12 protein-coding genes are annotated in these 12,103 nt (G+C 70.4%); 7 read left to right on the top strand and 5 right to left on the bottom strand.

The window, feature by feature from the left end:
* Positions 1-3: 3 nt before the first annotated feature.
* Complete coding sequence (locus ACYVJH_RS06430; RefSeq protein ID WP_460453788.1) at positions 4-717, top strand: hypothetical protein; 714 nt, start codon at positions 4-6, stop codon at positions 715-717.
* 9 nt (positions 718-726) lie between these two features.
* Here ACYVJH_RS06430 and lpxH read toward each other — a convergent pair whose 3' ends face one another.
* Both lpxH and ACYVJH_RS06420 read right to left on the bottom strand, forming a co-directional pair.
* On the bottom strand, positions 727-1,455 hold the full coding sequence (lpxH, locus tag ACYVJH_RS06425) for a UDP-2,3-diacylglucosamine diphosphatase (protein WP_460453787.1): 729 nt from the start codon (positions 1,453-1,455) through the stop codon (positions 727-729).
* Positions 1,452-2,087 carry a peptidylprolyl isomerase gene (locus ACYVJH_RS06420; protein ID WP_460453786.1) on the bottom strand — a complete coding sequence of 212 codons (636 nt, stop codon included), beginning with the start codon at positions 2,085-2,087 and terminating at the stop codon, positions 1,452-1,454. The genes lpxH and ACYVJH_RS06420 overlap by 4 nt, the downstream gene beginning before the upstream one ends.
* A gap of 104 nt (positions 2,088-2,191) precedes the next feature.
* Between ACYVJH_RS06420 and gltX the strand changes: the two genes are divergently transcribed.
* From gltX to ACYVJH_RS06405, 3 genes are read left to right on the top strand one after another with little or no spacing between them, the layout of a single operon-like run.
* Positions 2,192-3,592 carry a glutamate--tRNA ligase gene (gene gltX, locus ACYVJH_RS06415; protein WP_460453785.1) on the top strand — a complete coding sequence of 467 codons (1,401 nt, stop codon included), beginning with the start codon at positions 2,192-2,194 and terminating at the stop codon, positions 3,590-3,592.
* Positions 3,593-3,652: 60 nt separating this feature from the next.
* Positions 3,653-4,147 (top strand): transcriptional repressor, encoded by a 495-nt coding sequence (locus tag ACYVJH_RS06410; protein WP_460453784.1) that lies wholly within the window; start codon positions 3,653-3,655, stop codon positions 4,145-4,147.
* Positions 4,144-5,406, top strand: coding sequence for a succinylglutamate desuccinylase/aspartoacylase family protein (locus ACYVJH_RS06405; protein ID WP_460453783.1), 1,263 nt, complete (start codon positions 4,144-4,146; stop codon positions 5,404-5,406). Before ACYVJH_RS06410 ends, ACYVJH_RS06405 begins: the two co-directional genes overlap by 4 nt.
* 29 nt (positions 5,407-5,435) lie before the next feature.
* Here the strand turns inward: ACYVJH_RS06405 and ACYVJH_RS06400 are convergent, their stop codons facing one another.
* Complete coding sequence (locus ACYVJH_RS06400; RefSeq protein ID WP_460453782.1) at positions 5,436-7,511, bottom strand: TonB-dependent receptor; 2,076 nt, start codon at positions 7,509-7,511, stop codon at positions 5,436-5,438.
* A gap of 75 nt (positions 7,512-7,586) precedes the next feature.
* On the opposite strand from ACYVJH_RS06400, the gene ACYVJH_RS06395 reads away from it, so the two are divergent.
* Both ACYVJH_RS06395 and ACYVJH_RS06390 read left to right on the top strand, forming a co-directional pair.
* Entirely contained in the window at positions 7,587-8,042 is a 456-nt protein-coding gene (locus tag ACYVJH_RS06395; protein ID WP_460453781.1) for a MerC domain-containing protein, read from the top strand.
* A gap of 81 nt (positions 8,043-8,123) precedes the next feature.
* Positions 8,124-8,297 (top strand): 30S ribosomal protein THX, encoded by a 174-nt coding sequence (locus tag ACYVJH_RS06390; RefSeq protein ID WP_460453780.1) that lies wholly within the window; start codon positions 8,124-8,126, stop codon positions 8,295-8,297.
* A gap of 88 nt (positions 8,298-8,385) precedes the next feature.
* Here the strand turns inward: ACYVJH_RS06390 and hutI are convergent, their stop codons facing one another.
* Complete coding sequence (gene hutI, locus ACYVJH_RS06385; RefSeq protein ID WP_460453779.1) at positions 8,386-9,621, bottom strand: imidazolonepropionase; 1,236 nt, start codon at positions 9,619-9,621, stop codon at positions 8,386-8,388.
* Positions 9,618-10,778 (bottom strand): CaiB/BaiF CoA transferase family protein, encoded by a 1,161-nt coding sequence (locus ACYVJH_RS06380; protein ID WP_460453778.1) that lies wholly within the window; start codon positions 10,776-10,778, stop codon positions 9,618-9,620. Before ACYVJH_RS06380 ends, hutI begins: the two co-directional genes overlap by 4 nt.
* Before the next feature lie 48 nt (positions 10,779-10,826).
* Here ACYVJH_RS06380 and ACYVJH_RS06375 point away from each other — a divergent pair, with 48 nt between their 5' ends.
* Positions 10,827-12,095, top strand: a complete 1,269-nt coding sequence (locus tag ACYVJH_RS06375; RefSeq protein WP_460453777.1) for a formimidoylglutamate deiminase — start codon at positions 10,827-10,829, stop codon at positions 12,093-12,095.
* Positions 12,096-12,103 lie beyond the last annotated feature (8 nt).

The raw sequence follows: 12,103 nt of genomic DNA, 5'->3' as shown, positions 1-12,103 counted from the left end.
ACGATGAAACCTTCGCCGATGCGACTGATGCCCCTGTTGCTGGTCCTGCTGCTGGCGGCCTGCCAGCCGGAACCGGTGGATCCGGCCACCGACGAGGAGGCCGGCGCGAAGCTGCTGGCACTTTACGAGGCCGCGCGGGCCGACGGCGACCATGAAATCGCCGAGATGCACGGCAACCAGCTGGACCAGGCGCATCGAAAGACCCAGGCTGCGGCGACCATGCGCGAAACCTTCGACGAGGTCGTGCAACAGGCCGACGCCATGCGTGAACGTCGCCGGCTGCTCGGGCTGTGGGATTACCAGTCGGTGGCCGTGGATGGCGGCACCCAGCATTCGGCGGCCATCTACAGCAAGGTGCCCCGGCACGCGATGGAAGAGGGTGGCTCCGCGCCGCGTCCCGAAGCCCGGCTGGTGCTGCGCCGGCATCCGGAGTGGGGCGAAAGCGCCTACCTGGTGCTGCAGATGTCCACGCTGCGCTGCGGTCCGCCCTGCCGGCTCGAGATCCGGTTCGACGACGCCCCGGCGCGTGTGTTCGCCGGCGAACCCGCCGATACCGGCACCGGCCCGGCGCTTTTCATCAAGGATGAGCCGGGATTCCTGAAGGCGATGACGGAGGCCGAACGCGTTCGCATCGAGTTGCCGCGCAACGGCGTGCTGGTGCCCAAGTTCGAGTTCGAGGTCGGTGGTTACCGGCCGGAACTTTACCGCGGGGGCTGAGGCCGGGTTTCAGCCGGCGACGGGCAGGGTTTCCAGGCGCAGGCCGTCGGGCCCGAGCCACAGCATCGAGCCCTGGTCGTACCAGTCGCCGAGCACTACCCGCAGGGCGGGGCGTTCGTCCACCAGCAGCGAGTGCATCGCCGGCCGGTGGGTGTGGCCGTGGATCAGGCGACTGACGCCGAAACGGGACATGGTTTCCGTCACCGCCGCGGGCGTGACGTCCATGATCGATTCCGCCGCGCCCTGCTGGTGTTCGCGGCTGGCGGCGCGCGCCTGCGCGGCGAAGGCCTGGCGTGCGGCCAGGGGCCGGGCCAGGAAGTCCTGCTGCCACGCCGGGTCGCGCACCTGCAGGCGAAAGGCCTGGTAGGCGGCGTCGTCGGTGCAAAGCAGGTCGCCGTGCATCAGCAGGGTGGGCACGCCATGCAGGGACACCACGCAGGGATCGGGCAGGAGCGTCGCGCCGCAGCGTTCGGCCATGCGCTGGCCGTACAGGAAATCGCGGTTGCCGCGCATCAGGAAAACCGGCACGCCGTCGGCGGCCAGCGCCTTGAGCGCCGCGCACACGCTGGCGCCGGGCTCGCCGGGATCGTCGTCGCCGACCCAGGCCTCGAACAGGTCGCCAAGGATGTACAGGGCCTCGGCCCGGCGGGCCCTGCCTTGCAGCAGGTCCAGGAACGCCCGGGTCGTAGCCGGGCGCGCGGCGTCCAGGTGCAGGTCGGAAACAAGCAGCAGGCTCACGGCGTGGACGGTTCCAGCAGCTGCACGCGTTCGATCAGCACCGGCGTGGTCGGCACCCAGCCATTGAACGGGCCCTGCGATCCGGTCGGCACGGCCGCGATGCGATCGACCACATCCAATCCCTGCACCACGCGGCCGAACACCGCGTAACCGGAGGTGTAGGGCCCAGTTTCATCCTTGCGGTCGAAGGCCGGGTTGTCGGCAAGATTGATGAAGAATTGCATGGTGGCCGAATCGGAAACGCCGCGGTCGCGTGCGGCGGCAATCGTGCCGCGCAGGTTGGACAGGCCGTTGCCGGCCTCGTTGGGCACGGGCGCGCGCGTGGGCTTGGCCTGCAGGTCGGGCGTGAAGCCGCCGGCCTGCACCAGCAGCCCCGGCACGACCCGGTGGAAGATGGTGCCGTTGTAGTGGCCGTCGCGCGCGTAGGCGAGGAAGTTTTCGACCGTGCGCGGCGCGGCGGCGGCGTCCAGCTCCAGGGTGATTTCGCCCAGGGTGGTCACCAGCAGCACGCGCGGGGCCGGCGGCGGCGCCGTTTCCCCGGCCGGTTCCGGCATGGCCGGCGGCACGGGAGAGGGCGAAGCCAGGGCGGCCAGCGGCAACAGCAGGCAGAGCAGGGTCAGGCGCAGGGACATCGGGCCAAATCGCGGGGGAACGGCGCCATGGTAGCGCAGCCGGCCGGCCCGGCCGGGCTTTTGCCGTAAAATGCGCGGCCCACCGTCCCGACCCGGCCCCCACGATGACCTGCCGCACCCGTTTCGCCCCCAGTCCGACCGGTTTCCTGCATATCGGCGGCGCCCGCACGGCGCTGTACTGCTACCTGGAGGCGCGTCGCCGGGGCGGCCAGTTCATCCTGCGCGTGGAAGACACCGACCGCGAGCGCAGCACCCAGGCCGCCATCGACGCCATCCTGGAAGCCATGGACTGGCTGGGCCTGGACTACGACGAGGGCCCGATCTTCCAGACCGAGCGCCTTGACCGCTACCGCGAGGTCGCGGAAAAGATGGTCGCCGACGGCACCGCCTATTACGCCTACGAAACCAAGGAAGAGCTCGAGGCGATGCGCGAGGCGGCGATGGCCGCCAACCTCAAGCCGCGCTACAACGGCTACTACCGCGACCGCAACGAACCCAGGCGCGACGACCCGAACCGCGTCATCCGCTTCAAGAACCCGATCGGCGGCAGCGTGGTGTTCGAGGACAAGATCAAGGGCCGCATCGAGTGGAGCAACGACGAACTCGACGACCTGGTGATCTTCCGCTCCGATGGTTACGCCACCTACAACTTCGCGGTGGTGGTGGATGACCTGGACATGGGCATCACCGACGTCATCCGCGGCGACGACCACGTCAACAACACGCCGCGCCAGGTGAACATCTACAAGGCCCTGGGCGCGACCGTGCCCCACTTCGCGCACATGCCGATGATCCTCGACCCGGAGGGCGCCAAGCTGTCCAAGCGTTCGGGCGCCGCCAACGTGATGTCGTACAGGGACGAGGGCTACCTGCCGCACGCGCTGGTGAACTACCTGGCGCGGCTGGGCTGGTCGCACGGCGACCAGGAGATCTTCAGTCGCGACGAACTCAAGGCCCTGTTCGCCATCGAGGACGTCAACCAGAAGGCCTCGCGCCTGGACCCGGCCAAGCTGGGCTGGCTGAACCAGCATTACCTCAAGACCGACGATCCGGCCGACGTGGCCAAACACTTCGAACCGCAGCTGGTGGCGCACGGCTACGACGTGTCGAAGGGCCCGAAGCCCGCCGACGTCGTGGTGGCGCTGCGCGACCGCGTGCAGACCCTGAAGGAAATGGCCGAGCGCGCCCACGTCTGGTACTGCCCGCTCAAGGCCTACGACGAAGCGGCGGTGGCGAAACACTTCACGGCGGCCGCGCGTGCGCCGCTGTCGGAGGTGCGCACGCGGCTTGCGGCGGTGCAGGACTGGCGACCGGCCGGCGTTGATGAGGCCCTGCGCGCCACGGCCGAAGCCCTGGGCGTGGGCCTGGGCAAGATCGCCCAGCCGCTGCGCGTGGCCATCACCGGCACCCAGGTCAGCCCATCGATCGACCACACGGTGTTCCTGGCCGGCCATGCCGAGGCGCTTGCGCGCATCGACGCCGCATTGGCAATGCTGCCTGACTGAAAGCCTGCCTGCAGGCCGCCGGGCGTTGATTTCGCGCCTTGCAGGCCCCAACCTAAGCCCATGGCAAGCAAAGGCAGGCACGCCGTCCACGATTGCACCGACCCGGACCACCACGTCCACGATGCCGGTGCCTACGTGCGTGCCGTCGAGGCCGCCTGCGTTGATCGTGGCCTGCGCCTGACGCCGCTGCGCGCCCAGGTGCTGGGACTGATCGCCGATGCAGGCAAGCCCGTGAAGGCCTACGACCTGCTTGACGCCATGAAGGAAGAAAACGGCTCCAGCGCACCGCCCACGGTCTACCGGGCGCTCGACTTCCTGCTCGAGCAGGGGTTCATCCACCGCCTGGCCTCGGTCAACGCCTTCATCAGCTGCCACCACCCGAACCTGCGCCACTCGGTGCCCTTCCTCATCTGCGACAACTGCCAGTCGGCGATCGAGCTCGAGGACGAACGCATCTGCGGCATGCTCGACGAGCAGGCCCGCGCGCTGGGCTTCGCCCCGCGTGCGCAGACCCTGGAAGTGCACGGCCTGTGCGCCCGATGCGCCGCGGCGTGAGGCGCGCCAGCGCCGGGCTGGCCCTGATGCTGGCCTGCGGGGTGTCCTGGGGGCAGGATTTCCCGGTTGAACCACCGGGTGGCGACGACAGCCCGGCACCGCCGATAGGCCTGGCCCTGCCCGAGGATTTCCTGGCGCCGCCGTCCGACCTTGTGACGCCGCTGGCCATCCTCGACCGCCTGGTCGTGCCGGGCACGCGCATGCAACTGGAATGGCGGCCGGGCGGCGGCATCAGCGCTGCGGAGATCCCCAGTCCGGTGGTGGTGGCGCGCGGCGCCCTGTCGGGGCCGGTGCTTTGCCTGGTGGCCGGCGTGCACGGCGACGAGATCAACGGCGTCGAGATCGTGCGCCGGCTGTCCCACGGCATCGACCCGACCCGGCTGTCGGGCACGGTGATCGGCGTACCCATCGTCAACGTGCACGGTTATTCGCGCGGCACCCGCTACCTGCCGGACCGGCGCGACCTGAACCGCTATTTCCCGGGCTCGCGCAGCGGCTCGATCGCCTCGCGCATCGCCAACGCCTTCTTCCAGGACATCATCAGCCACTGCGACATGCTGGTGGACTTCCACACCGGTTCCTTCGAACGCAGCAACCTGCCGCAGGTCCGCGCCGACCTGACCCGGCCGGAGGTGCTGGAATTCAGCCGCCACTTCGGCAATACGGTCGTGCTGCACAGCCCCGGCAACAAGGGCATGCTGCGCGTCGCCGCGACGGCGGTGGGCGTGCCGGCGGTGACCTTCGAAGCCGGCGCGCCGGCCCGGCTCGAGCCCGAGGAAATCGCCCAGGCCGTCGCCGCGATCGAACGGCTCATGGTGCAGACCGGCATGCGCGAGGACCCGGCCGCGGCCGAAGGTGCCGGCATGCCGCTCGATCCCGAAATCATCGCAAGACGTCCCGACCCGGCGCCGATCTTCCTGGACTCGCGCTGGGTGCGCGCCAACTCCGGCGGCCTGCTGATCAGCGAGGTCACGCTGGGCCAGCGCGTGCAGTCCGGCCAGCGCCTCGGCCGGGTGATCGACCCGGTGGCCAATGTCGAGCGCTACATCCTGGCGCCGGTCCCTGGACGCGTCATCGGCATGGCGCTCAACCAGGCCGTGCTGCCGGGTTACGCGGCCTTCCACCTGGGCACCGAGACGAGCGAGCAGGCGGCCGTGGAAGAAGCCGCCGATCCCGACCAGCCCGTTGGGGAGGACGACCCCGATCCGGAAGAGCGGCCTGAAGCCCCGGACCCGACGGCCGGCGAAGACTACGAATAATCGGTCCGGCCGGCGCGCTCGGCCTTGGATCAGAAGTTCACGCGCAGGCCGGCCATCACGTTGCGGCCGGGCAGCGGCGCGAAGTCCTTCAGGTAGGAGGTGTGGGCCCGGGCGTCCTTGTCGCCGAGGTTGCGGCCTTCGATGAAGGCTTCCCAGCCGGCCAGGGCCGTGTCCCAGTGATAGGCAAGGCCGGCATCCACCAGCGTGTAGCCGTCGGTGGCCGTTTCGAATTGCGCGACTTCGTCCTGGCGCTGCACGCGCACGGCGCCCAGGCGCGCCCGCCAGCTGCCGTGGCTCCACGCCAGGTCGGCGCCGACGCGGCCCGGGGCGATGCGCGGCAGGCGGCTGCCGCCGTCGAGCTTGGCGTCGACGGCATCGGCGAACAGGCGAAGCTGCCAAACGCCGCTGGCGTTGTCGGCCAGTTCGACGTCCAGTTCCGCTTCCCAGCCGGTGAAGGTGGCGTCGGCCTGGGTCCAGGCGCGCAGCGGCAGCCCGTCCTGCTCCAGGCCGGTGTCGGCGAGGTAGATGAAATCGTCGAAGGCGGTGCGGTAGACCGCCAGCTTCCCGTCGAAGCGGCCGTGGTGGAGGTGCAGGCCCAGTTCGGCGCCGAGGGCCACTTCCGTGTCCAGCGAGGCGTCACCCAGTTCGTAGGACTGCGTCGCGACGTGGGCGCCGTCGGAGAACAGCTCCTCGGCCGAAGGCGCGCGCCCGGCACGATTGAGGTTCAGGCTCAGGTGGGCCGCCTCGCTAAAGCGCCACAGGCCGCCGACGGCCAGGCTGGTCGCGTCGCGGTCGGCATCCGTGCCCGAACGCGGCGAGACGCTCACGCGTTCGTGGCGTGCGCCCAGCTCCAGCTTGAACTGGCCAAAGTCCTTTTCCTGCAGTGCGAACACGCCCAGGTCACGGGTGATCGACGGCGGCACGAAGGCTTCTTCGCCGATGGCCTCGAAATCGCGGTGGCTGAACTGCAGGCCGAAGGCGCCGCGCCAGCCGTTGATCTCGCGCTGCACCGCCTCGAAGCGTGCTTCGGTGCCGGTGTTGTTGAATACCGTGCCGACCTCGTCGCCCTCGAGTTCGGTGTGTTCGTAGAGGCTGCGCTGCACCCGCCAGTTCAGCTCGGCAAAGGCGCCGACGCCGCGGATGCCGCCGCGGGCCTCGAAGCGGTCCTGGCGCAGGTCCAGGCGCACGATTTCCTCTTCTTCTTCCTCCGGCTCGCCGTCGAGCCCTTCCTCTTCATGGGCGTGTGCGCCCGGGGGAATGCCGTATTCGCTGCGGTAGGTGCTGGCGGCCATGCCGAACCAGGCGCGTTCACCGAACCAGCTGCCGCCCAGGGCGCCGCCTTCGGTGCTCAGCGCGCTGTTGGGCAGGCGTCCGCGGGCGAAGTGGTCCGGGTCTTCGCCCTCTTCGATTTCCTCGGCGATCAGCGCCGGTGAGAACGCATAGCCGGGAATTCGGACGTCGCCGCTGTCGCGCCGGAAGAGGTCGGCGTGCAGGGTCAGCGCGCCGGCGTCGGCGTCCACGCGGGCCATGCCCACGGTGCCATCGTCCACGCTGCTGTGGCGCAGTTCGGCGCGACCGGCGACGGCCCGGCCGACCTGGACGGTGGGGATGCGGCCATCCACCACGTTCACCGCGCCACCGATGGCGCCGCTGCCGTAGAGCAGGCTGGCCGGGCCCTTGAGCACTTCGATCTGGTCGGCCAGGAAGGGTTCGATGCCGATGGCGTGGTCGGCGCTGACCGTTGATACGTCCAGGGCACTGCCGCCGTTGGCCAGCACCTGCACGCGCGCACCTTCCAGGCCGCGGATCACCGGGCGGCCGACGCCGGCGCCGAAGCTGGCCGACTGCACGCCGGCCTGCCGCTCGAGGGTTTCGCCCAGGGTGCCGGACTTGCGGGCGTCGAGTTCTTCGCCGGCAAGCACGTCAACCGGGCGGGCCAGGTCCTCGATGCCCTGGCGTAGCGGCGACGCCGTGACTTCGACAACGTCCAGGGTCCGGGCAACGTCGTGGGCGTGCTCCGGCTCGGTCGTCGATTGCTGGGCCTGGGCGGGCAGGGCGGCGACGAGCGCCAGGGCAAGCGGCGCGAAGCGGGGCAGTCGGGACATGGGCGGATCGGGCTCCGGAGTGGCGAGTCAGGGAATGTTATACTGTTCCAACTGGAAATGTTATACCATCCGCCCATGCCTGCAACGCCCCCCACTGCCACGCCCGACACCCTGGTCGCCCCGGCGGCTCCGGTAACGCGCCGCCGCCTGCATCTGCCCGCCTGGGCCGATCGCCTGGGCGCCTTCGGCGCATTCATCTGCGCCCTGCATTGCCTGCTGGTCCCGGTTGCGCTGGCCTTGCTGCCGGCACTTGGCCTGGGCCTGGTGGCCTGGCACGGCGTCGAATGGGCGTTCACCAGCCTGGCCACGGTGCTGGCGGTGGTCAGCCTTTACCTGGGCTACCGCGGCCACCGCGCCTACCATGCCTGGCTGTTGGTGGCGCCGGGCCTGGTCCTGGTCTGGCTGGCCCTGCTGTACCCGCCGCTGCACGATTCGATACTGCCGCACGCGGCCGCGATGGCGACCGGCGGCATGCTCATCGCCATCGCCCACCTGGTCAACCTGCGCCTTTCCTACGGCCACAGCCACTGATCCCCGCCGCGCGCCTTGGTGCCCGCGCCGCGCGGTGTTAGGCTACGCGCCCCACGAACACACACTTTCTAAGGAAACACCATGGGTAGGGGCGACAAGAAAACCGCCAAGGGCAAGCGTTTCGCCGGTAGCCACGGCAATGCCCGCGCGCAGACCGTCAGCAAGCCGACCGCCGGAAAGGCCGCCGCTACGGTGAAGGCCCCGGCCAAGGCGCCGGCCAAGAAGGCCGCTGCCAAGAAGGCTGCTGCCAAGTAAGCAGGTACGACGTGGGGCTTCGGCCCCATCGCTGAAAACCCCGCCCCGGCGGGGTTTTTTCGTGCCTGCGTATCGGGTCGGAGAGGGATCAGTCCAGCCGGCGGCCGGCGACGTGGACCGAATGCACCAGGTCGCCGCCCAGCCAGTAGGCAAGTTCGGCCGGGTGGCCGATGCGCCACTGCACGAAGTCGGCGCGCTGGCCGGGCGCGAGCCGGCCGCGGTCGTGCAGGCCGAGCGCGCGGGCCGCATGCACGGTGGCGCCGCGCAGGCTTTCTTCCGGGGTCAGGCGGAAATGCGTGCAGGCCAGGCTCATCGCCAGGCGCAGCGACTGCAGCGGGGCCGTGCCGGGATTGAGGTCGGTGGCCACGGCCATGGGCACCGCATGCGCGCGCAGGGAATCGAGCGGCGGCAGCCTGGTCTCCCGCAGCACGTGGAAAGCGCCGGGCAAGAGCACGGCGACCGTGCCCGCGGCCGCCATCGCGCGCACGGCTTCCTCGTTGGTCCATTCAATGTGGTCCGCCGACAGGCCGCCGAATTCGGCCGTCAGCGCCGCACCGCCGAGGTCGCTGAGCTGGTCGGCATGCAGTTTGACCGGCAGGCCGAGCGCGCGTGCCGCCTCGAACACCCGGCGGGTCTGCGCAGGACTGAAGCCGATGCCTTCGCAGAAGGCATCGACGGCGTCGACCAGGCCCTCTTCGTGCAGGCGCGGCAGCCACCCGACGACCTCCGCGATGTAGTCGTCGGCGCGGCCCGCGAACTCCGCGGGCAGCGCATGGGCCGCCAGGTAGCTGGTGCGCACGGTGATGCCGAGCTCTTCGCCGATGCGGCGCGCGACCCGAAGCATCTTGCGCTCGTTGGCGAAGTCCAGGCCATAACCTGACTTGATTTCGACCGTGGTCACGCCGTCGCTGCGCAGCGAGCGTGCCCGCGGCAGCGACGCGGCCAGCAGCGCGTCCTCGCTGGTGGCGCGGGTGGCGCGCACGCTGGAAAGGATGCCGCCGCCTTCGCGGGCGATCTGCTCGTAGCTGGCCCCCTGCAGCCGGCGTTCGAACTCCTGGGCGCGGTCGCCGGCGAACACCAGGTGGGTATGGCAGTCGACCAGCCCCGGGGTGATCCAGCGGCCTTCGGCCGACTCGACGCGCGCGGCCAGTGCGGCGGCTTCGCCGGGCAGTTCACTGGCCGGGCCGGCGAAGGCGACCAGGCCGTCCTTCCAGGCAAGGGCCGCCGACTCGATGACGCCGTAGGCGCCGAGGTCGTCGCGCAGCGTCGCCAGGCGCGCATCCAGCAGCAGGCGATCCCAGGGCGGGGCGAGGCGGCCGATCATCGGATTGCCCCGGCGGCGCGCAGGTCGTCAGGCTGGAGGCCGGCTGCGCGCGCGATGGCGTCGCTGTGCTCGCCCAGGCGCGGCGGCGGCAACTCGCGTCGCGCCGGCGAGCCGGACAGGCGGATCGGGCTGCCCACCATCGGGATGCCGCCCAATTCGTAGCGCATGCCGCGGGCGTGGGCCACCGGGTGGTCCAGCGCCCGGCAGACGCTGTTGATCGGCGCCGCGGGAATGCCGGCGCGGTCGAACAGGGCCAGCCAGTGCGCGGCCGGTTCGGCCTTGAACAGGTCGGCCAGTGCCTGGCGGATGGACTCGCGGTTGCGCACGCGCGCGGCGTTGTTGTGCCAGCGCTCGTCCTGCACCCAGCCCGGCTGACCCAGGGCATGGCACAGCTGCGTCCACAGCTTCTCGCTGGCCACCGCCAGCACGAACGACTGGTCGCTGGCGGCGAAGGCCTGGTAGGGAACGATGCTGGGATGGGCATTGCCGTACCGGGGCGCGTCCACGCCGGTGAACAAGGCGTTGCCGGCGACGTTGGCCAGCAGCGAAAGCTGGGTGTCGAACAGCGACACGTCGATGCGCTGGCCGCGGCCGTCGCGCTGGCGCTGCAGCAGGGCCGCCAGGATGGCGGTGGCGGCGTTCTGGCCCGTGGCCAGGTCGGCCACGGCCACGCCGACCTTGCTGGCTTCGCCCTCGGCCGGGCCGGTGATCGACATCAGGCCTGCCTCGGCCTGCACCACGTAGTCGTAGCCGGGTCGCATGGCGCCCGGTCCGTCGCGGCCGTAGCCGGAGATCGAGCAATAGACCAGGCGCGGGTTGATCGCGGCCATGGCTTCGTAGCCCACGCCCAGGGATTCGGCGCCGCCGGTGCGATAGTTTTCGACAATGACGTCGGCATCGCGGACCAGGGCTTCGAGCAGGGGCCGCGCCGCCGGAGAGCGCAGGTCAATGGCCAGCGAACGCTTGTTGCGGTTGCAGCAGGCGAAATAGGCCGACATGCCGTCGAGGAAGGGTGGGCCCAGGCCACGGGTATCGTCGCCGTCGAAGGATTCGAGCTTGATGACGTCGGCGCCCAGGTCGGCCAGCGTCATGCCGCACCAGGGGCCGGCGAGCACGCGGGAGAGTTCAAGCACGGTGATGCCGGAGAGGGCGCCCATGGCGAGGCATTGTATGCGCCCGCGCCGGCCGCATGCGAAACTTTGGCCATGACCACGCCCGTCGATGCCACCGCTGTCGTTCCCGTCGCGAATCCGGAGGGGCACTGGCGGATTCCCGGCCTGCCCAACCTGCATTCGCACGCCTTCCAGCGCGCGATGGCCGGGCTGGCCGAACGCCAGAGTCGCCCCGAGGACAGCTTCTGGACCTGGCGCGAGCTCATGTATCACTTCGCCGCGCGGCTGGATCCGGACAGCCAGTACGCCGTGGCCTGCCAGCTCTACGCGGAAATGCTGGAGGCGGGGTTCACCACCGTCTGCGAATTCCACTACCTGCACCACCAGCCCGATGGCCGCCCCTACGACGACCCGGCGGCGATGTCGAAATCGCTGATCGCCGCCGCGCGCGATACCGGCATCCGCCTGACGATGTTGCCGGTGCTGTACATGAGCGGCGGCTTCGATGGTCGCGCGCTGGGCGAGCGCCAGCGGCGCTTCGGCCATACGCTCGACGCCTACCTGGCGCTGCTGCAGTCGCTACGGGCGCAACGTGATCCCACCGTCGAAGTCGGCGTCGCCCTGCACAGCCTGCGGGCCGTCCCGGCCGATGCGATGACGGCGCTGCTGGCCGCGATCAAGGGCCAGTCGCTGCCGGTGCATATCCACATCGCCGAACAAATCGGCGAGGTCCAGGAATGTGAATCGCTGCGCGGCGCGCGTCCCGTGCAATGGCTGCTCGACAACGCGCCGGTCGGCCCGGACTGGACCCTGGTGCATGCCACCCACCTGGTGCCCGCGGAGGTGCAGGGCATCGTCGCCAGCGAAGCCACCGTGGCGATCTGCCCGACCACCGAAGCCAACCTGGGCGACGGTTTGTTCCCGCTGCGTGAGTTCCTCGCGGCGCGCGGCCACTGGGGCGTGGGCTCGGATTCGCATGTCTCGGTGTCGCCGGTCGAAGAACTGCGCTGGCTCGAATATGGCCAGCGCCTGTCCACGCGCCGTCGCAACGTCGCCGTGTCGGCCGGCCAGCCCAGCACCGGAACGCTGCTTTACACCCAGGCCCTGGCGGGCGGGCTTCGCGCCTGCGGGCAGGGCGGGGCGGCGGCGGCCGACTACGTGCTGCTCGACGGCGGCCTTCCGGTCTTCGCGGGTGCGCGGGCGCAGGACGTGCTCGACCGCTACGTCTTCGCGGGCAATCGGCCGCTGGTGCGGGAAACCCACGTCGCCGGACAATGTGTCGTCGCCGGGGGCAGGCACCGGGACCGGGACGCCATTGCTGCCCGCTACCGGAGCACGCTCGGGAAACTCCTGGCTGACTGATTCCCGCC

The organism is Arenimonas aestuarii (assembly GCF_054781715.1).
Note: the sequence above shows the minus strand (reverse complement) of the source record. Positions and strands in the feature narration are given on the sequence as shown.

Coding starts and splice junctions, on each gene's coding strand:
- ACYVJH_RS06430 (WP_460453788.1), top strand. CDS start 4: ATGAAACCTTCGCCGATGCGACTGATGCCCCTGTTGCTGGTCCTGCTG.
- ACYVJH_RS06420 (WP_460453786.1), bottom strand. CDS start 2,087: ATGTCCCTGCGCCTGACCCTGCTCTGCCTGCTGTTGCCGCTGGCCGCC.
- gltX (WP_460453785.1), top strand. CDS start 2,192: ATGACCTGCCGCACCCGTTTCGCCCCCAGTCCGACCGGTTTCCTGCAT.
- ACYVJH_RS06410 (WP_460453784.1), top strand. CDS start 3,653: ATGGCAAGCAAAGGCAGGCACGCCGTCCACGATTGCACCGACCCGGAC.
- ACYVJH_RS06400 (WP_460453782.1), bottom strand. CDS start 7,511: ATGTCCCGACTGCCCCGCTTCGCGCCGCTTGCCCTGGCGCTCGTCGCC.
- ACYVJH_RS06395 (WP_460453781.1), top strand. CDS start 7,587: ATGCCTGCAACGCCCCCCACTGCCACGCCCGACACCCTGGTCGCCCCG.
- ACYVJH_RS06390 (WP_460453780.1), top strand. CDS start 8,124: ATGGGTAGGGGCGACAAGAAAACCGCCAAGGGCAAGCGTTTCGCCGGT.
- hutI (WP_460453779.1), bottom strand. CDS start 9,621: ATGATCGGCCGCCTCGCCCCGCCCTGGGATCGCCTGCTGCTGGATGCG.
- ACYVJH_RS06380 (WP_460453778.1), bottom strand. CDS start 10,778: ATGGGCGCCCTCTCCGGCATCACCGTGCTTGAACTCTCCCGCGTGCTC.
- ACYVJH_RS06375 (WP_460453777.1), top strand. CDS start 10,827: ATGACCACGCCCGTCGATGCCACCGCTGTCGTTCCCGTCGCGAATCCG.